This is a genomic window from Bradyrhizobium sp. USDA 4516 (assembly GCF_054055915.1).
Map to the genome: position 1 here is coordinate 2,429,353 of NZ_JBSRXT010000001.1, position 18,652 is coordinate 2,448,004.

Annotated in this window: 15 protein-coding genes; 10 read left to right on the forward strand and 5 right to left on the reverse strand. The window is 65.7% G+C overall.

What is annotated here, in order from left to right:
- Positions 1-7: 7 nt before the first annotated feature.
- From ACVI1L_RS11270 to ACVI1L_RS11280, 3 genes are all read left to right on the forward strand, one after another.
- On the forward strand, positions 8-2,221 hold the full coding sequence (locus tag ACVI1L_RS11270; RefSeq protein ID WP_456785538.1) for a marine proteobacterial sortase target protein: 2,214 nt from the start codon (positions 8-10) through the stop codon (positions 2,219-2,221).
- Between the two features lie 226 nt (positions 2,222-2,447).
- Positions 2,448-3,038 (forward strand): class GN sortase, encoded by a 591-nt coding sequence (locus ACVI1L_RS11275; protein WP_057021195.1) that lies wholly within the window; start codon positions 2,448-2,450, stop codon positions 3,036-3,038.
- Between the two features lie 170 nt (positions 3,039-3,208).
- Positions 3,209-5,431, forward strand: a complete 2,223-nt coding sequence (locus ACVI1L_RS11280) for an acetate--CoA ligase family protein (RefSeq protein WP_456782891.1) — start codon at positions 3,209-3,211, stop codon at positions 5,429-5,431.
- Between the two features lie 296 nt (positions 5,432-5,727).
- Here ACVI1L_RS11280 and ACVI1L_RS11285 read toward each other — a convergent pair whose 3' ends face one another.
- A complete protein-coding gene (locus ACVI1L_RS11285; protein ID WP_456782892.1) occupies positions 5,728-6,489 on the reverse strand; it encodes a S1 family peptidase in 762 nt (253 codons plus the stop codon).
- 134 nt (positions 6,490-6,623) lie between these two features.
- On the opposite strand from ACVI1L_RS11285, the gene ACVI1L_RS11290 reads away from it, so the two are divergent.
- The 4 genes from ACVI1L_RS11290 (at position 6,624) to ACVI1L_RS11305 (ending at position 10,363) form a co-directional block, all read left to right on the forward strand.
- Positions 6,624-7,256: an HAD-IA family hydrolase gene (locus ACVI1L_RS11290; protein WP_168857640.1), complete on the forward strand. Its 633-nt coding sequence runs from the start codon at positions 6,624-6,626 to the stop codon at positions 7,254-7,256.
- Between the two features lie 167 nt (positions 7,257-7,423).
- On the forward strand, positions 7,424-7,741 hold the full coding sequence (locus ACVI1L_RS11295) for a hypothetical protein (RefSeq protein WP_456782893.1): 318 nt from the start codon (positions 7,424-7,426) through the stop codon (positions 7,739-7,741).
- Positions 7,742-8,032: 291 nt separating this feature from the next.
- Positions 8,033-8,980, forward strand: a complete 948-nt coding sequence (locus ACVI1L_RS11300) for an AAA family ATPase (protein WP_021078095.1) — start codon at positions 8,033-8,035, stop codon at positions 8,978-8,980.
- A gap of 6 nt (positions 8,981-8,986) precedes the next feature.
- Entirely contained in the window at positions 8,987-10,363 is a 1,377-nt protein-coding gene (locus ACVI1L_RS11305) for a vWA domain-containing protein (RefSeq protein ID WP_057021191.1), read from the forward strand.
- Between the two features lie 14 nt (positions 10,364-10,377).
- On the opposite strand, the gene ACVI1L_RS11310 is transcribed toward ACVI1L_RS11305, so the two are convergent.
- Positions 10,378-10,905, reverse strand: coding sequence for a hypothetical protein (locus ACVI1L_RS11310; protein ID WP_210262845.1), 528 nt, complete (start codon positions 10,903-10,905; stop codon positions 10,378-10,380).
- A gap of 107 nt (positions 10,906-11,012) precedes the next feature.
- On the opposite strand from ACVI1L_RS11310, the gene ACVI1L_RS11315 reads away from it, so the two are divergent.
- Together ACVI1L_RS11315 and ACVI1L_RS11320 are read left to right on the forward strand one after the other, a co-directional pair.
- On the forward strand, positions 11,013-11,291 hold the full coding sequence (locus tag ACVI1L_RS11315; RefSeq protein ID WP_456782894.1) for a hypothetical protein: 279 nt from the start codon (positions 11,013-11,015) through the stop codon (positions 11,289-11,291).
- 64 nt (positions 11,292-11,355) lie between these two features.
- Positions 11,356-12,576 (forward strand): DUF2235 domain-containing protein, encoded by a 1,221-nt coding sequence (locus ACVI1L_RS11320; protein ID WP_168857643.1) that lies wholly within the window; start codon positions 11,356-11,358, stop codon positions 12,574-12,576.
- 5 nt (positions 12,577-12,581) lie between these two features.
- Here ACVI1L_RS11320 and ACVI1L_RS11325 read toward each other — a convergent pair whose 3' ends face one another.
- Genes ACVI1L_RS11325 through ACVI1L_RS11335 form a run of 3 tightly spaced genes read right to left on the reverse strand, consistent with a single transcriptional unit; the run spans position 12,582 to position 16,635 of the window.
- Positions 12,582-14,807, reverse strand: a complete 2,226-nt coding sequence (locus ACVI1L_RS11325; protein WP_456782895.1) for a molybdopterin cofactor-binding domain-containing protein — start codon at positions 14,805-14,807, stop codon at positions 12,582-12,584.
- Positions 14,804-15,295 carry a (2Fe-2S)-binding protein gene (locus tag ACVI1L_RS11330; RefSeq protein ID WP_057021187.1) on the reverse strand — a complete coding sequence of 164 codons (492 nt, stop codon included), beginning with the start codon at positions 15,293-15,295 and terminating at the stop codon, positions 14,804-14,806. The genes ACVI1L_RS11325 and ACVI1L_RS11330 overlap by 4 nt, the downstream gene beginning before the upstream one ends.
- A complete protein-coding gene (locus tag ACVI1L_RS11335; protein WP_057021186.1) occupies positions 15,292-16,635 on the reverse strand; it encodes a c-type cytochrome in 1,344 nt (447 codons plus the stop codon). Before ACVI1L_RS11335 ends, ACVI1L_RS11330 begins: the two co-directional genes overlap by 4 nt.
- A 132-nt stretch (positions 16,636-16,767) precedes the next feature.
- On the opposite strand from ACVI1L_RS11335, the gene recQ reads away from it, so the two are divergent.
- Positions 16,768-18,636, forward strand: a complete 1,869-nt coding sequence (gene recQ / locus ACVI1L_RS11340) for a DNA helicase RecQ (protein ID WP_057021185.1) — start codon at positions 16,768-16,770, stop codon at positions 18,634-18,636.
- The last annotated feature ends 16 nt before the right edge of the window (positions 18,637-18,652 follow it).

An 18,652-nucleotide genomic window follows, 5' to 3' on the forward strand; every position in this document is an offset into this window, starting at 1 on the left:
GCGCAGGATGCGCATTGCGCTGTTCTTTCTGGTGGAAGGTGTGGCCGCGCTGGCGATCGGCTTTGCAGCCTTGTTCGTGAGCTTCGATCCGGTGTGGTCGGCCGAGCTGCCGCGACAGGCGGTGCTGCGGCCGAGCGATGCACGTTCCGGCTCGCTGCTGTTCAAGACCGACGACGGCTATGCCGACGCGACCAGGCTCGGCATCGACGTCGACCTCACGGTGTCGGGTCCGACGGTCCGCGCCCGCGTCACGCAGATCTTCCGCAACCCGACCAAGGACTGGGTGGAGGCGACCTATGTCTATCCGCTGCCGGCGGGCGGCGCGGTCGACACGCTGAAGATGGTGGTCGGCGACCGCGTCGTGGTCGGCGACATCAAGGAGCGGCAACAGGCTCGCGCCGTCTACGAGCAGGCCAAGCAGAACGGCCAAAAGGCCGCGCTCACCGAACAGGAGCGGCCCAACATCTTCACCAATTCGGTCGCCAATATCGGCCCCGGCGAAACCGTGCTGGTGCAGATCGAATATCAGGAGCCGGTGCAGCAGAACGGCAGCGAATTCTCGCTGCGGGTGCCGATGGTGGTCGGCCCGCGCTACAATCCGCGCCCGGTGGTGCAGAGCGTCGACCTTCGCGCCGATGGCAACGGCTGGGGCGCCACGTCAACCGATCCCGTGCCGGACCGCGACCGCATTGCCTCGCAAGTGCTCGATCCGGCGGAGAATGCGCCGGTCAATCCGACCAACATCACGGTGCGCCTCAACGCCGGCTTCCCGCTCGGCGAGGTGAAGAGCCATTTCCACCAGGTCAGGATCGAGAGCCCCGACAGCACCACGCGGCTCGTCAAGCTCGCCGAAGGCCCGGTGCCGGCCGATCGTGATTTCGAGCTCACCTGGAAGCCGGCCGCCGAGAAGGCGCCGTCGGTCGGGCTATTCCGCGAGCATGTCGGCAATTCCGACTATCTGCTCGCTTTCGTCACCCCGCCGTCGGTCGAGCAGGCGCAACAGAAGCCGTTGCCGCGCGAAGTGATCTTCGTGATCGACAATTCCGGTTCGATGGGTGGCACCTCGATCATCCAGGCCAAAGCGAGCCTGACTTACGCGCTCGGTCGCCTGCAGCCGACCGATCGCTTCAACGTGATCCGGTTCGACGACACCATGGACACGCTGTATCCGGCACCGGTCGCGGCAAACAACGCCAATGTCGGCAACGCGACGGCGTTCGTCAGCGCGCTGCAGGCCCGCGGCGGCACCGAGATGGTGCCGGCGATGCGCGCAGCGCTGTCCGACACCAACCATGACGACGCCAATTACGTCCGTCAGGTCGTGTTCCTGACCGACGGCGCCATCGGCAACGAGCAGCAATTGTTCGAGACCATCAGCGCGCTGCGCGGCCGCTCGCGGGTGTTCATGGTCGGCATCGGCTCGGCGCCGAACACCTATCTGATGACGCGCGCCGCCGAACTCGGCCGCGGCACCTTCACCCATATCGGCTCGGTCGAGCAGGTCGACGAGCGCATGCGCGGCCTGTTCGCCAAGCTGGAAAATCCCGCGGTGACTAGCCTCTCCGCGAAATTCTCCGAGGCGACGGCCGACCTGACACCGTCGGCACTGCCTGACGTCTATCGCGACGAGCCGCTGGTGCTGGCCGCCAAGCTCGACAAGCTGGCCGGCTCAGTCGAGATCAAGGGTCGCATTGGCGACCACCCGTGGAGCGTGACGCTGCCGCTCGCGAATGCCGCTGAAGGCAAGGGCCTGTCGAAACTGTGGGCGCGCCGCAAGATCGCCGATGCCGAGGTCGCATGCACCACGCGGCAGCAGAACCCCGAGGACGCCGACAAGACCATCCTCGCGCTGGCGCTGGAGCATCAGCTCGTCACGCGGCTGACCAGCCTTGTCGCGGTCGACAAGACGCCGAGCCGCCCGGAAGGCGAGCCGCTGAAGTTGAGCGAACTCCCGCTCAACCTGCCCGCCGGCTGGGATTTCGCGAAGCTGTTCGGCGAGCGTCCGAGTCTGCCGGCCGTCCCGGGCGAGCGGCGCGCCGGCGACGGCAAGCTGCAGCTCGCTGCGCTGAAGCGGTCACCGGTCGCCACGCACGGTCCCGGCACGATCCAGCTGCCGAAGACCGCGACCGATGCGGAGCTGAAGATGATCGCGGGCGTGATCCTGCTCACGGTGAGCATTCTCCTCCTGGTGTTCAACCGGCGTCAGACGTCGCCCCAATGACGTCGGATGAAAGGAGGAGGTGCCCCCCAACCTCCTCCTTCAAGAGCGCGCGCGGCGTTCCCACCCGTCCCCCAGGGGCCGCGCGCGCAACTTTTTTCCAACCCGCAATGTCATTCCGGGGCGATGCGCAGCATCGAACTATGGTGCGCGCTTGCGCGCCTGAGAATCTCGAGATTCCGGGTCTGGTCCTTCAGACCATCCCGGAATGACAGCAACAGGCGCAACAATGCCCCGCTTCATCCCACTCCTCGCCTTCGCCCTCATCGGCCTGATCCTGTTCGGCCAGGGCGCCTATATCCACGCCAAGGCGCTGCTCGCACAGGTGCTGCTGGAGCGCGCCTTCACACAAAGCATCGCGACCGGCCAGCCGGTGAGGCCGTGGAGCTGGGCCGATACCTGGCCAGTGGCGCGGATCGAGGTGAAGCGTCTGCACGCCTCCGCGATCGTGCTTGCCGGCAGCAGCGGCCAGGCGCTGGCGTTCGGCCCCGGCCATGTCGAACAGACAGTCGATGCCGGCGAGCGGGGCGTCGCGGTCTATTCCGCTCACCGCGATACGCATTTTCACTTTCTCAGGGATGTCACAATCGGTGACGAGATCGACGTCACGCGCAGCGACGGCAAGATGTTTCGCTATCGGGCCGATCGCAGTTCGGTGGTCCGCTTCGATCAATCGGGGATCGATCCGCTCACCGACCGTCGTGAACTGGTGCTGTCGACCTGCTGGCCGTTCGATGCGCTGACATCGGGGCCCGAGCGTTATCTGTTGCACGCGACTTTGGTCGAAACGGATTCGCGCCCGCGCGGATCGGGTTCCTGATACGCAATCAATTTTGCGCCTGCCGGGATATTGCGCGCGGTGCCCTGACCTGCGCCGGCATGAGTTGCTACCCCCTTTCCCTCGCCATAAAAACAATGAAAAATCGCGCGTCTCACGGTGATCCGCCGTGGCCAGAGGAAACAAAGACAACAAGGATAAGGGCAGGCTCCATGGAAGCTTTCGCAAGCACCGCGTCTCATGTGTCCCACGAATGGGCGCCGCCCGCTGACGCCAGTGATATCGTCAAGAGCATCCACGCGATGCTGCATCCGCGCAACATCGTGCTGGTCGGTGCCACCGACAAGCCCGGCAATTACGCCGAACGGATCTGGAACAATCTGGTTAAATACGGATATGCCGGCGGCCTCTATCCGATCAACGCCAAGCGCGAAGCGATCTGGGGCGTCACCTGCTACAAGGACTTCGCCAGCCTTCCCGAAAAACCCGACCATGTGCTGGTGCTGGTGCCGGCCCGGTTTGCGGTGCAGGTGATCCGCGATGCGGCGGCGGCCGGCGCGCGCTCGGCGACCATCGTCACCTCCGGCTTCAGCGAATTGCAGGATGAAGAGAGCCAGCGCCTCGCGGTCGAGCTGAAACAGGCGATCAAGGAGACCGGGCTTGCGGTCACCGGTCCGAATTGCCTCGGCAATCTCAGCGCCGGCGAGAACCTGTTCACCAATATCGACGACCGCATCGTCACCATGGAGCAGGGCGCGGTGGCGATCGCCGGCCAATCCGGCGCGATCGTGATGGCGATCCGCCAGGCGCTGGAGGATCGTGGGGTCGGCGTCGGCTACATGGTCACGACCGGCAATGAATCCGGCCTCGAGACCCCGGACCTGATGAGCTATTTCGCCGCCGATCCGAGCATCCGTGTCATCGTGGTCTATCTCGAAGGCGTCAGGAATACGAAGGTATTCCGCGATGCCTGCAAGGCCGCGCGCGCCGCCGGCAAGCCGGTGATCGCGCTCAAGCTCGGCGCCTCCGAAGGCGGCCGCGCGGCGGCGATGGCACATACCGGCGCGCTCGCCGGCTCGATCGAGACCTTCGATGCGATCTCGACCCGCGAAGGCGTGATCCGGGTGCGTGGGCTGGATGAACTGATCGAAACCACCGAGTGCTTCGTCCATGCCGATCCGCCGAAGGGCAACCGCCTCGCGGCGGTGTCGCTGTCGGGCGGCAAGCGCGGGCTCCTGATCGACGCGTTCTATTCCGCCGGGCTGAACTTCGCGCCGCTGAGTCCGAACGCCTCGGAGCAGCTGGCGAAGATGCTTGGCCCCGGCAGCATCGTCGGCAATCCGCTCGACGCCGGCTTCGCGGCGGTGGTCGATCCTTCCGTCTACATGAAGTCGATCAAGATCATGATCGACGATCCCGACACCGATATCGTCATCATCGATGCCGAGCTGCCGAAGGCGCCACACGAGCTGCGCGAGCGCAATCTGCGCATCGTCAACGAGATGGCGGGCCCGGCCAACAAGCCGGTGATCTATATCAGCGCGATGTCGATCGGCTTCACCGAATTCACCAAGGGACTGCGCAAGTCGCTGCCCGATATCGCGGTCATGCAGGGCCTCGACCGCGCGGTCGGCGCGATCAAGTCGCTGATCGAATATGCCGGCCTGCGCAAGGAAGTGCCCGATATCGCGTCGAGCTCGACGGCATCTGCGCGCGCGGTGCTGGAGAAGACGCTGAAGGCCGCCAACGGCGCCGCCGCGCTCGACGAGGTTGCCTCGAAGAAGCTGCTCAAGGCCTATGGCATCCCGATCTCAAAGGAAGAGGTCGCGCAGACCGCGGCGGAGGCCGTGAAGATCGCCAAGCAAATCGGCTTCCCGGTGGTCGCCAAGGTGGTCAGCCCCGACATCCTGCACAAATCCGATATCGGCGGCGTGGTGCTGAACCTTGCCAATGCGGCCGAGGTGAAGAAAGCCTTCAACGACATCACCGCGCGGGTGAAGAAGCTGAAGGGCAAGCCGAAGCTCGAGGGCATCCTGATCGCGCAGCAGGTCAAGGCCGACCTCGAGCTCGTGGTCGGCGCCTCGCTCGACGCCGAGATGGGCCCCGTCGTGCTGTTCGGCACCGGCGGCGTCGATATCGAGCTGATGAAGGACGTCGCGCTCGCCGGCGCGCCGCTCGACGCCGCCGAGGCGAAGGAGCTGATCGCCAGGACCAAGGCCGGGGTCAAGATGAAGGGCTATCGCGGCAAGCCCGCGCTGCACGAGCCGTCGGCAGTGAAGGCGCTGGTCGGGCTCTCCAACCTGATGGCCGACGCCAATGGCCGCATTGCCTCGATCGACGTCAACCCGTTCCTGATCAACAGCAAGCTCGGCGTCGCCGTCGACGGCCTGATCGTGCTGAACAACGCCGCCGCGAACAAGGCCGCGGGGCATTAGGGTTCGATACTCGCTTTTTCCTTCCCCGTCATCCTGAGGTGCGAGCGGAGCGAGCCTCGAAGGATGCACGGCCCGGCTGGTGGCCGTGCATCCTTCGAGACGCCGCTTCGCGGCTCCTCCAGCGACAAAGGCGAAGCCTTTGCGCGGGGATGACGGAACTCTGAGCCCGTCAGCGCTTCGACCGCCACCGCGCGCTAGAGCTTTTCCCGTTCCGATGGAATCGGAACGGGGCTCTAGATTCTTGTTTTGACGCGTTTTCTTCACGCGAACCGGTATCCACTTCGCTTGAAAACGCTCTAAAAGCTCGCACCCCACTGCCGCGCGGTCTGCATCACCCAGTCGCGATAGAGTGTCAGCGGCGTCACGCCGGTGATGCCGCCGCAGCCGGCGGCGCCGTTCGGTCCCGTCGACCAACTCACCACGCCGACGATTGCGGGGCCGCCCTGCTTGTCCTCGAACACCGGCGCGCCGGAATCGCCGGTGCAGGCCCCGAGCCCGTCGCGCACGCCCTGCCCGACCGGATCGACGAGACGGATCTGCAACGTGCCGGGCTTGCCGCTCGCGATCAGGCCGGCGACGCGGGTGGCGCCGCCGCTCTTGCCGTCACCACGCACGGTGACGCCGACGCCCGCGATGGTGAAGCGGCCGCCGACCTGGATCGGAATGTTTGGCATGCCGAGCGCGGCCGGCGCCTTGCCTGCGGCCGGCGCCTCGAGCTGCAGCAGCGCGACATCGGCGGTCGCGACATGATTGGTCATCGCCTGCATCCGAAAGCCGGGATGGATCGCAACCGTCCTGACGTCCTGCAGCTTCGGCTGCCTGTCCGCGCCATATTCGACAATCTTGTAATCGGCGCCGGGCTGCACGCAATGTGCCGCGGTCAGCACGACCTTCGGCGCGATCAGCGCACCGGTGCAGAAATTGCCGCGCGAGCCGACGATCGTGACGACGGAGCGCGCAACGCCATCCGTCGACGGCGCGCCGCCGCCGACGATGGCGAAAGCCGGAGGGCAGACCAGCGACACGAGAACGGCGAGGATCAGGCGGGATGTCTTCATCGGCGAAGCAATAGCCCGCTCCGCGCGGGTCGCCAAGCGCCGAACGAGCACCGAACAAGCGCCGGATCGGGCTGGTCCCGGTCTGCGATCCGTGTTAGCCGCTCCTCAAGCAACGCATCATTGGGCAGGAAAGCATGATCGAGGCAGTGATCTGGGATTTCGGCGGCGTGTTGACCACCTCGCCGTTCGAGGCGTTCGCGCGCTATGAGACCGAGCGCGGCCTGCCGATCGACATCATCCGCCGCACCAACGCCGCCAATCATCTCGAGAACGCCTGGGCCAAGTTCGAGCGCGCCGAGATCGATATCGACGCGTTCGACGCGCTGTTCGCCACGGAATCGAAGGCGCTCGGCGCCGAGGTGCGCGGCAAGGACGTGCTGCCGCTGCTCTCCGGCGACCTGCGCCCCGAGATGGTCGAGGCGCTGAAGCGCATCAAGGCGAAATTCAAGACCGGCTGCATCACCAACAACCTGCCGGCGAACGCGATCGGCAGCCGCAGCGGACGCACGCTCTATGTCGCCGAGGTGATGGCGCTGTTCGATCACGTCATCGAGTCCGCGAAGATCGGCCTGCGCAAGCCCGACCCACGGATCTACCAGATGATGGTGGAGACGCTGCAGGTGAACCCGAAGAACTGCGTTTATCTCGACGATCTCGGCGTCAATTTGAAGCCGGCGCGCGAGATGGGCATGACCACGATCAAGGTCGCGAATGCCGCGCAGGCGATCGGCGAGCTTGAAGCCGCGACCGGCCTCACGCTGAGGTGAAGCGGGCTACGCGCCTGTTCATGCCGCATTCACGCGGCGGCTTCTAATTGTCGGCCTCCCCCCGGGTCACGGCGCGATCGCATCGTGACCCCTTTCCTGGTCTGAGCATGACGTTCCGGAAAACCGACGTCCACTTCTCCGGATCATGCCTCGCGGAGGCACTTCCCATGAAACGTCTTGTCGTCGCCCTTGTCTCCGCTGGTTCGCTGCTGATCCCGGTCGCAGCGCTCGCGCAGACAACACCAGCCCCCACAACAGCGCCGGTGGCAGCTCCCGCGCAACAGAGCGCGTCGACGGCGGCGCCCGTGCCCGGCGCGAAGCGCGCGGCCTGCCAGAGCGCGGCGAAGGCGCTGAAGGGTCAGGACCGGCACGACCAGATGCAGCTCTGCATGGCGCAGGCGCATCTCGACTGCCTGAAGCAGGCCATCGACCAGAAGATCACGGGCCAGCAGCGCAAGGATTTCGTGAAGAGCTGCGCGGGTTGACGGTAGCCGGGCTACGAGATTCTTCTCCTTCCCCCTGAAAGGGGGATGGGGGTCAGCCGCAGACGCCGGCGTTGATGGAGAGAGTAGATCCCCACCCGCTTTGCTCTGGCGAGCAAAGCGACCTCCCCTTTTCAAGGGGAGGTTCGAACTACACGCTAACAAGCGTAGCCCGTATTGCGCTTGGCGGAATACCCCGGAACCATGCGCTATGCGGGCCAAACGAGCCTTGTGCTTTGTCCGCAACGGGCGCAGAACAGGTCCGAGTTCAAGGCAAATTCGGAGCTGATCCTCGTGGCTGACACCAGGCCCACCGCCTCGATCGAGGCCGTGGAAAGCGGCCTCGCCGCGCAAGGCTATATTGCGAGCCGGCAGATCGCGACCGCGGTCTATCTGTCGCAGCAGATCGAGAAGCCGATCCTGGTCGAGGGCCCTGCCGGCGTCGGCAAGACCGAGCTGGCGAAGGCGATCGCCGCATGGCGCGGCATGAAGATGATCCGCCTGCAATGCTATGAGGGCCTCGACGAGGCCAAGGCGCTGTATGAGTGGAAATACGCCAAGCAGCTGCTCTACACCCAGATCCTGAAGGACAAGCTCGGCGAGGTGCTCGGCGGCGCGCAGTCGCTGGCGGCTGCGCTCGACCAGCTCCACACCTTCGGCGATGTGTTCTTCTCCAAGGAGTTCGTCGAGCCGCGGCCGCTGTTGCAGGCGCTGGAGCAGCCGGCCGGCTGCGTGCTCCTGATCGACGAGATCGACAAGTCGGATGCCGAATTCGAATCGCTGCTGCTGGAAATCCTCTCGGACTTCCAGGTCACGATCCCCGAGCTCGGGACCGTCTCCGCAGTGGCGCCGCCGACCGTGATCCTGACCTCGAACAGCGAGCGCGATCTTGGCGATGCCTTGAAGCGGCGTTGTCTGCATCTGCACATCGGCTTCCCCGAACAGAAGCTGGAGGAGCGCATCGTCGAGAGCCGGGTGCCCGGCATCTCGCAGACGCTGCGCAAGCAGATGGTCGGCTTCATCCACGAGATCCGCTCGCTCGACCTGAAGAAGCTGCCCTCGGTCAGCGAGGCGATCGACTGGGCGCGCGTGCTGGTGCTGCTGCAGGCCAGCGAGCTCGACCACGAGATCGTCAAGGACACGCTCAACGTGCTCCTGAAATACGAGGCCGATATCGAGGCCGCGACACCGCAGATTTCGTCCTTCATCGCCAAGGCGTCGCGCCAGGGCGTGTTCAGCTAAACCAAGATGCGCGAGAACCTGCATCGCTTCTTTCGTGCGGCGCGGGGAGCCGGGGTCCGGGTCTCGCCCGCCGAAAGCATCGATGCGATGCGGGCGGTCGCCCAGGTCGGCTTTGCCGATCGCGACATCCTGCGCGACACCTTCCTGCTGACGCTGGCCAAGACCCAGGACGAGAAGCGCGCGCTCGGCGAATGCTTCGACCTGTTCTTCAGCCAGCCCGAGCCGCAGCAGGAGAACGCCGAGCAGAGCAAGACCGACGACGGCAGCGAATCCGGTGCCAACCCATCGGCCGACGAGCATGGCGATGCGTCGGGCGGCGCCGCCAGCGAGAACGTCGGGCCGCTGGCGCAGATGCTGCTGTCGCAGGATCGCTCCGCGATATCGAGCGCGATCGCCAACGCCTCCGGCGCCGCCTCGCTGCCGGATATCCGCTACTTCACCCAGCGCGGCATCTTCCAGACCCGCATCCTCGATGCGATGGGGATCCAGCGCCTGCGCGACGACATCGACGACCAGACCACGCGCAATCCCGCGCTCGCCGAACGGCTGCAGGAGGCGCTCAACGGCTTGCGCGGCACCGTTCGCGATGCGGTCTCGCAGGCCCTGCTGCTCTACGGGCGCGAGGAAGCGGAGAATCTGCGCAACGAGATCCTGCGCAACGCGCCGCTGGCGCGGATCGAGCCGCGGCAGGTCGAGCAGATGCGCGCGCTGATCCGCCAGATCGCGCGCCGGCTGCGCGAGCGCTATTCCAAGCCGCGCAAGCGCCAGCGCCGCGGTCATCTCGACGTCCGCCGCACGCTACGCCGCAACGCAGCCTGGGGCGGCGTCCCCTTCCTCACAGCGTGGAAGCGCAAGCATCGCGACCGGCCGAAGATCGTCGCGCTATGCGACGTCTCGGGCTCGGTCGCCCGCGTCTCGGACTTCTTCCTGCTCCTGATCCACAGCCTGCACGAAGTGGTGGACGACGTCCGCTCGTTCGCCTTCTCGGGCCACCTGATCGAGGTCAGCGACATCCTGGAATCGAAATCGCCGGAAGAGGCGATGAAGGAGATCATGTCCAAGGTCGGCTTCGGCTCATCCGACTATGGCAATTCCTTCGCCGATTTCGAGGACAATTGGATGAGCGCGATCACGCCGCAGACCACGGTGATCGTGCTCGGCGACGCCCGCAGCAACAACCTCGATCCGCGCGCCGACATCCTGCGCCGGATCGGCGAGCGCTCCAAACGGCTGGTCTGGCTCAATCCCGAGGGCCGCATGGTCTGGGGTTTTGGCGATTCCGAGATGCCGCGCTACGCGACCTTCTGCAGCGTGTTGCGGCAGTGCGCGACCGCGCAGCAGCTCGAGCGTGCCGTGTCGGATATCGTCGCGACCTATCAATAGGCCGCCCGCCGCACTTAGATGGCAAGCGACTCGCCGTGGAACAGCCACCCGACGAACGCAGCCAATGTCAGAGCGATCGAGGCGAAGATGCCGACCAGCTTGATCGTCGTGATCGCCTTCAGGATCGAGACAGACCGCGCCGCCGCATGCGGGTCGCCGTGCAGCAGCAGCCATACCAGGAGACAATCCTCGATCAGGTCGCTGAGCAGGTACACCGCCGGCACGACCAGGCCGAGCCACGCAGCGGACGGGTAGATCCGGCTGAGCCAGTGCGATGACGCCGCCCCCATCGCACCCGCCAGCGCCAGCATGACGATCAGGTCGAGCGGAAACAGGATCGGAAAGACATATTTCATCCGCAGATCGGACTGCACCAGCTCGCCGAGCTGGTCGCCGGTGTAGCTCAGCGTCTTCTCCGGAAAGCGGGTGCGGAACCTGCTTGCGAACACGCGATCGGAATAGCTGCCGACCCACCAGAACAGCCCGAACGCCACCACCACAAGTCCCAAGAGAATGGCCGTCACGAGAGCTTGAGGGCTCATGCCGACCTGTTCCTGTTGCTGCTGAGGAAGCTGCGGGAAGCCGCAGGAAAGATGATCGCGTGCACCGCGGAGTCCCTGAAAGGGAGAAAATGTCGACGCATATAGCAATGATCGACGAGCAGATTTCCATCTTTTCCGAAGTGTTGCAATTGAATTTTGAGAGCGCCATTGGCGGCCGACTCAACGCATCGCAAACGGAATTGGATCTCTCGTGGCCGGGCATCCGCGAGCTGAAGCGACGCCGTCCTTGGCGCAGCTTTGCCGGCCGTGGCGAGATTCAATTCGAGAGCCAACGGCAGGCAGCGTCGACGCGCATCGCGCTTCGGCTACCCGGCACCACCGGCGGTCACGCCGCCGCCACAGAACCGTCTTCAATTGGAGATTGAATTTTCACCGCATTCTGCCGTACATAGAGGCTGCGAATTTTCACGGCGGCCGCGAGGGCAACGGATGCCGAAGGATATTGTGATTTGCTGCGACGGCACCGGCAACGAGATCGGTGACAATATTTCCAACGTGCTGAAGCTGTTCCGCGTCGCCGACAAGAATGACCGGCAGCGGATCTACTATCATCCCGGCCTCGGCACCATCGGCCTGCAAAACGCCTGGGGCCGCTTCAAGCAGCAGATGCGCGGCTTGTTCGGGCTGGCCTTCGGCGCCGGTCTCGACCAGGACACGCTCGGCGCCTACCTGTTCCTGTGCCGAACCTGGGAGCCCGGTGACCGGGTCTGGATGTTCGGCTTCAGCCGCGGTGCCTACACGGTGCGCGTGCTCGCGGCCTTCGTCCATGTGATGGGCCTGCTGCCCGTCGACCAGCTCGACCTCGCGAGCTACGCCTTCGGCACCTACAAAAAAGCCAGCTCCGACGCCCAGAAATCCGACGGCTCGTTCGACTATGCTCCGTTGAAGGAGGCCTGGCATTTCAGCCAGATTGCCGGCGGCCGCAACATCGATATCGAGTTCGTCGGGGTCTGGGACACCGTGGCCTCGATCATCGTGCCGCGACAGGACAATTTCCTGTTCGACTTGCAGACGCTGCTGTTCACCCGCACCAATTCCAGCGTCAAACGGTTCCGCCAGGCGATCTCGATCGACGAGCGCAGGCGCATGTTCCGACTCAATCGCTGGATCGAGCCGCAGAAATTTCGCTCGGATCCATTCGATCCGGCAACGGAGGTGGAGCAGGACATCCGCCAGGTCTGGTTTGCCGGCGTGCACTCCGACGTCGGCGGCGGCTATCCGGAAGACCAGAGCGGGCCGTCGAAGTTTCCGCTGATCTGGATGCTCGAGCAGGCCAAGGCAGCCGGGCTGCACATGGATCAGGCGCTGATCGATCATCTCGCCTGGGGCATGCCGTTGCCGCCGCACAAGCACGAATATGTGCCGCCGAGCGCGACCGCTCCGCTGCACAATTCGCTGACCGCCGCCTGGGAAATCCTGGAATGGATTCCGAAGAGCGACAAATGGAAGGAATGGCCGGAGCGGAAATGCTTCCTCGGCTTCTATCTGCCGCGCGGCGAGCCGCGGCCGATTGCGGACGGCGCGACCATCCATGCCTCGGTGTTGGAGCGCATGGAGAAGGATCCGGCCTACAAGCCGATCAATATGCCGATGACCTACAACGTCGAGCCGATGACGCCGCCCCCGGCTCCCCCTGCTGCAACGGCTTGACCGCATTACGCGTCGATCGCGTCCTTGATCCGTTTGCGGCTGAGCGGCAGCTCGCGCAGCCGCTTGCCGGTTGCATGCGCGATGGCATTGGCGAGCGAGGCGGCGGCCGGGCCCTGCCCGGTCTCGCCGCTGCCGAGGAATGGCTGGCCGGGGCGGTTGATGATGTGGACGGCGATACTGTCGGGCACCGCATTGAAGCGCAGGATCGGGTAGGTCTGCCAGTCGATGCTGGTGATCCTTGTCTCGTCGAAGGTGACGCTTTCATAGAGCGTCCAGCTGGTCGACTGCACGATCGCGCCCTCGATCTGGTTGGTGATGCCGTCCGGATTGACGACCTGGCCGGCGTCGACGGCGGCGACCGCGCGCACCAGCCGGGCCCGCCCGGTTTCGCGATCGACCTCGACCTCGGATGCAATGGCGCAATAGGCGGCGAGATTCTTGTAGCGCGCGAAAGCGAAGCCGTAGCCGCGATTTCGCGGCGGCTGCTGTCCGCGCGTCCAGCCGAATTCCTCCGCGGCCTTCTCGACCACCGCGCGGCCCCGCTGATCGTCGAGATGCCTGAGCCGAAACTCGACCGGATCGGCGCCGGCGAGAGCGGCCAGTTCATCCATGAAGCTCTCGGTCGAGAACACGTTGTGATAGGCGCCGAGCGCGCGCATCGCGGAGATCCGCAGCGGCATCGCGGGGATGAAGTGATGCATCACATGCGCGTTCGGAAAATTGTAGATCGGAATCGCGTTGCGATCGCCGCCACCTTCCGGCAACGGCAACGGCTTTGGTGCGGGCACCGCGAATGATCGCGCCATGTGCTGGGCCGCAAGCAGCGCGCCGGCGCCGCCCGGCCGCATCGAATGGGTGTTGCTCCACACCGCGAAATTCCAGTCGGCGATCTTGCCGTCGGCCGTGAGTGACGCGCTCAATTTTGTCACCATCGCCGGACCATACGGCTCCCAGCCGTGCTCCTGCTCGCGCATCCACTGCACCCGAATTGGGCGCCCTGGCAGCACCCGGGCGATCAGCGCGGCGTCGGCCGCGGCATCGTCGGCGCCATTGTGGCCGTAACAGCCGGAGCCTTCGACATGGATCAGGCGGACGCTGGCGGGCGTCATGCCGAGCATCTCGGCGATCGCCTGCCGGTCGGGATAGACGCCCTGCGTGTGCGTCCACACCGTTATCGCGCCGTCGACGAATTGCGCGACCGCGCAGGACGGCCCGATCGAGCCGTGCGACTGGTAAGGCCGCGCATAGGTCGCTTCGAGCGACCGCGCGCCGCTCACCGTGGGATCGCTACGCTGCAAGATCGCGAAATCCTGAGAGGGCAGCGTGGTCAGCACGTTGGCCAGATCGTGCTGGTTCGGCAGTTTCGCGCTCTCCCGCCACTTCGCCGCGGCGGCCAGCGCGTGCATGGCCTTGACCGCCGAAAATTCCTTCTCCGCCACCACGGCCAGGAAGTTGCCGTCGCGCACGATTTGAATCACGCCGGGCAATTTCTCGATCGCGGCCGTGTCGCATTCCACGAGCTGCGCGCCGTAGCTCGGCGGGCGCACCACGCGCGCATGCACCATGCCGGGAAGCCGCATGTCCTGCACATAGGCGGCGCCGCCCGTGACCTTGGCCGGAATATCGACGCGTGGCACCGGCTGGCCCATCACCTTGAAGCTCGCCGGATCCTTCAGGCTCGATGTCGGTTGCGCCTGGACGTGCAACATGTCCGCGGCGACAAGCTCGCCATAGCCCAGACGCCGGCCATCGGGAGCGATGACGGCCGCATTCTCGGTTCGCAAGCCGTCGGGCGGCAAGCCGAAACGCTTTGCCGCCTCGGCCACCAGCAACATGCGCGCCTGCGCCGCGGCATGCAGGATCGCCGTGCCGCTGTCCTGCATCGAATGACTGCCGGACGTGTAGCCCTCGTTCGCCGTGAGTTTGGTGTCGGCGGTGATCACCTTCAGCGCATCGAAGGGAATATCGAGCTGCTCGGCCGCAATCTGCTGGAACGCGGTGCGGAATCCCTGGCCGAGTTCGGCCTTGCCCGTGAAGGCCGTGACCTGGCCATTGGCATCGATACGGATCCAGGAATCCAGATTGGGCGTTTTGGCCAGGCTGCCCGGCAACGCCGGGCCCTGCGCAGCCTTCTGCTCCTGCGCCACCGCATGGCGCAGCGAGAAGCTGACAATCAGCGCACCGCCGCCGGCCAGCACGCTGCGGCGATCGAGAATTACCGGCGCGGTCATCGGACGCTCCTGTCGCTTGCGGCGTCGGCCGTATCCATCAACCTGGTGGCGCGGTGCACCGCGCGCAGGATGCGCATATGGGTGCCGCAGCGGCAGAGATTGGGCTCCAGCTCGGCGCGGATCTGCGCATCCGATGGCTTCGGGTTGCGCATCAGCAGCGCCTGCGCGCGCATCATCATCCCGGCGATGCAGTAGCCACACTGCGCCGCCTGCTCCTCCATGAAGGCGCGCTGGATCGGCGCCGGCGCGGCCACGGTGCCGAGCCCTTCGAGCGTCGTCACCTGCTTGCCCTCGACCAGGACCAGCGGCGTGACGCAGGACAGCACCGCCTTGCCGTCGACGATCACCGTGCAGGAGCCACATTGCCCGAGCCCGCAGCCGAACTTGGCGGCATTGAGCGCCAGATCATTGCGCAGCACATAGAGCAACGGCGTATCCGGCTCCGCATCGACCTGATGATCCCTGCCATTGACCTTCAATGTCATCATGGCTTGCCTCGCTGTCTGGATTCCGCTGGCGTGTCGCGCGCCGCAAGCGACGTGGCCTGCACCGCCCGCGCATCGCGCACCGCCTTGTCGAGATTGGCCCACGCCGGCCGCTTGCCGAACCGCTCGCGCAGATAGGCCGTGAGCGCGACCATCTGCGTATCATCGATGCTGCTGGCGAAGCCCGGCATGATCGGGCTGCGCTCGCCTTCGACGGCGCCGACGCCCGACAGCACGATATTGAGGAGATTGCGCGGGTCGGGGCTTGCGATCGCCGTGCTGAGCGCGAGATTGACGCCGCCATAGGGCAGCGCGCGGTTGCCCTCATGGCAGGAGGCACACGCCGCGGCATAGATCGCTGCGCCGGCCGCATGGGTCTGTGCCGCATCATCGGAAGACGATTGTGCGACGACGTCGGCCGGCCGTTTGCGATCCGGCGCCGGCGCGCCCGAGATATCGGCCATGTACACGGAGATGGCCCGCACGTCGCTGTCGGGCACCGTCGCCAGATTGCCGATCACTTCGGCCATCGGCCCGCGCGCGGTGCCATGATCGGCCTGCCAGCCGTGGCGCAAATAGGCGTAGAGCGCGTCGGCGGTCCAGCGCACCGGGGCGTGCGAGGTGTCGTTCAGCGCGTAGGCGTGCCAATTGTCGACCTCGCCGCCCGCGAACTGCGCATTGACACGCTCGGCGCCGAGCGCGTTGCGCGGCGTGTGGCAGGCGCCGCAATGCGCGAGCCCCTCCACCAGATAGGCGCCGCGGTTCCATTCCGCGCCCTTCGCCGAGTCCTGAGGGGCATCGCCGCTGCGCAGATACAGCAGCTTCCACCCTGCAATCAGCGGTCGATAGTTCAACGGAAACGAAAGCTGATTCGCCGGCGGCGACGCGCGGACCGGCTGTCGCGTCATCAGGAACGCATACAGCGCCCGGTCGTCCGCATCCGAGACGTTGGTGAAATGGTCATAGGGAAAGGTCGGGTAGAGATGCTGGCCATCGCGGGCGACGCCGGAGCGCATCGCGCGGACGAACGCCTCCTCCGGCCAGCGCCCGATGCCGGTTTCGGCATCCGGCGTGATGTTGGATGAGAAGACGATGCCGAACGGCGTTGGAACCGGGAGCCCGCCGGCATAAGTCGCGCCGCCCTGCACGGTGTGGCAGGTGTTGCAATTGCCGATCGCGGCGAGTTCGCGGCCGCGTTTGACCACATCAGGGTCGAAGGTATCGGCCCGCGGCGGCGCAATCGCGGCAATCTGCGGCCGCCAGGCGACGGCAAAGGCTGCCGCCGCGCCCGCGACCAGCACGATCGCGGCAATGCCTGTGATGATCCGCAGCTGACCAGTCATGCTGAATTGAGTTTGTTGTTGGGACGTGTATTAACACCTTTCATTCCGGTATCGTTCGGCCAGAAGACCTCGATCACCGCCTGTTGACCTCAAGGAATCCTGGAAAATCCCAAAGGGATCGCGCAAGGGATCATGACCGCCCAGCCCGCCCTCGATCGCGCCTCCGCCCCGTCTCGCGATGCGCTGTCCATGCTCAGTTCCGTGTTCGGCCTGTCGGGCTTCCGCGGCGCGCAGGAAAACATCATCCGTCACGTCACCGATGGCGGCAATTGCCTGGTGCTGATGCCGACCGGCGGCGGCAAGTCGCTGTGCTACCAATTGCCGTCGCTGCTGCGCGACGGCTGCGGCATCGTGGTATCACCTTTGATTGCGCTGATGCGCGACCAGGTCGCGGGCCTCACTGAAGCCGGCGTCAACGCCGCGGTGCTGAACTCGACGCTGTCCTATGAGGAAGCCTCCGAGGTCGAGCGGCGGCTGCTCGCCGGCGATCTCGACCTGCTCTATGTGGCGCCGGAGCGGCTGCTCACGCCGCGCTGCCTCAGTCTGCTCGGCCAGGCGCAGATCGCGCTGTTTGCGATCGACGAGGCGCATTGCGTCTCGCAATGGGGCCATGACTTCCGCCCGGAATATATCGGCCTGTCCGCACTTGCCGAGCGCTTCCCCAAAGTGCCGCGCATCGCGCTGACCGCGACCGCGGATGCGCTGACCCGGAGGGAGATCGCCGAGCGGCTGCAGCTTACCGACGCGCCGCAATTCGTCGCGAGCTTCGACCGGCCCAATATCCGCTACGAGATCGTCGACAAGCAGAATGCGACCACGCAGCTGAAGAATTTCATCAAGGAGCGGCATGCCGGCGATGCCGGCGTGGTGTATTGCCTGTCCCGCGCCAAGGTCGAGGACGTCGCGGCGGCGCTGAGCGAGGCCGGCATTCCGGCGCTGCCCTATCATGCCGGGCTCGATGTCGGCGTGCGCGCCCGGCACCAGGACCGCTTCCTCAACGAGGACGGGCTCGTGATCGTCGCCACGATCGCCTTCGGCATGGGGATCGACAAGCCCGACGTACGCTTCGTCGCGCATCTCGATCTGCCGAAGAGCATCGAAGCCTACTACCAGGAGACCGGGCGTGCCGGCCGCGACGGCAAGCCGTCGGCGGCATGGATGGCCTATGGCCTGTCCGACATCGTGCAACAGCGCCGCATGATCGATGAATCGACCGGCTCCGATGCCTTCAAGCGCGTCTCGGTCGGCAAGCTCGACGCGCTGGTTGCGCTGGCTGAAACGGTGCATTGCCGCCGGCAGCGCCTGCTCGGCTATTTCGGCGAGACCCGCGCGGAGGATAGCTGCGGCAATTGCGACAACTGCCTGACGCCGCCGCGCGTCCGCGACGGCAAGGTGCTCGCACAAAAGCTGCTGTCCTGCGTCTACCGCACCGGCCAACGTTTCGGCGCCATGCACCTGATCGACGTGCTGGTCGGGCGGCTGACCGAACGGGTCAAGCAGTTCAACCACGACCAGCTGTCGGTGTTCGGCATCGGCCGCGAGCTCAACGAGAAGCAATGGCGCGCGGTGCTGCGCCAGCTGGTGGCGATGGGCCATCTGCGCGCCGACAGCGATGCCTTCGGCGCGCTTGTTCTGACCGACAGCGCCCGCGGCGTGCTGAAGGGCGAGACCGCGGTGATGCTGCGTGAGCAGCCGGAGGGCGCGCGCAACCGCGCGGTCCGCGGCAAGTCGCGCCGCGGCGAGCTTGTGCCCGCGGCCGACAGCCCGGGTGGCGCCGCAAATCCCGCGTTGCATGCGGCGTTGCGCGCCTGGCGCTCGGATGTCGCGCGCCAGCGCGGCGTGCCGGCCTATGTCGTGCTGCACGATTCCACCATCGACGGCATCGCCGCGATGCGGCCGGACACGCTCAGCGAGCTGCGCAACATCGCAGGGATCGGCGACAAGAAGCTCGAGCACTACGGCGACGAGCTGATCCGGATCGTGAAGACGACAGGAGCGTGACCGGTCCTCTCCACGC

Bases quoted from the DNA above. Each gene is read 5' to 3' on its own strand.
- ACVI1L_RS11270 (WP_456785538.1), top strand. From the start codon at position 8: ATGCGCATTGCGCTGTTCTTTCTGGTGGAAGGTGTGGCCGCGCTGGCG.
- ACVI1L_RS11275 (WP_057021195.1), top strand. From the start codon at position 2,448: ATGCCCCGCTTCATCCCACTCCTCGCCTTCGCCCTCATCGGCCTGATC.
- ACVI1L_RS11280 (WP_456782891.1), top strand. From the start codon at position 3,209: ATGGAAGCTTTCGCAAGCACCGCGTCTCATGTGTCCCACGAATGGGCG.
- ACVI1L_RS11285 (WP_456782892.1), bottom strand. From the start codon at position 6,489: ATGAAGACATCCCGCCTGATCCTCGCCGTTCTCGTGTCGCTGGTCTGC.
- ACVI1L_RS11290 (WP_168857640.1), top strand. From the start codon at position 6,624: ATGATCGAGGCAGTGATCTGGGATTTCGGCGGCGTGTTGACCACCTCG.
- ACVI1L_RS11295 (WP_456782893.1), top strand. From the start codon at position 7,424: ATGAAACGTCTTGTCGTCGCCCTTGTCTCCGCTGGTTCGCTGCTGATC.
- ACVI1L_RS11305 (WP_057021191.1), top strand. From the start codon at position 8,987: ATGCGCGAGAACCTGCATCGCTTCTTTCGTGCGGCGCGGGGAGCCGGG.
- ACVI1L_RS11310 (WP_210262845.1), bottom strand. From the start codon at position 10,905: ATGAGCCCTCAAGCTCTCGTGACGGCCATTCTCTTGGGACTTGTGGTG.
- ACVI1L_RS11315 (WP_456782894.1), top strand. From the start codon at position 11,013: ATGATCGACGAGCAGATTTCCATCTTTTCCGAAGTGTTGCAATTGAAT.
- ACVI1L_RS11320 (WP_168857643.1), top strand. From the start codon at position 11,356: ATGCCGAAGGATATTGTGATTTGCTGCGACGGCACCGGCAACGAGATC.
- ACVI1L_RS11325 (WP_456782895.1), bottom strand. From the start codon at position 14,807: ATGACCGCGCCGGTAATTCTCGATCGCCGCAGCGTGCTGGCCGGCGGC.
- ACVI1L_RS11330 (WP_057021187.1), bottom strand. From the start codon at position 15,295: ATGATGACATTGAAGGTCAATGGCAGGGATCATCAGGTCGATGCGGAG.
- ACVI1L_RS11335 (WP_057021186.1), bottom strand. From the start codon at position 16,635: ATGACTGGTCAGCTGCGGATCATCACAGGCATTGCCGCGATCGTGCTG.
- recQ (WP_057021185.1), top strand. From the start codon at position 16,768: ATGACCGCCCAGCCCGCCCTCGATCGCGCCTCCGCCCCGTCTCGCGAT.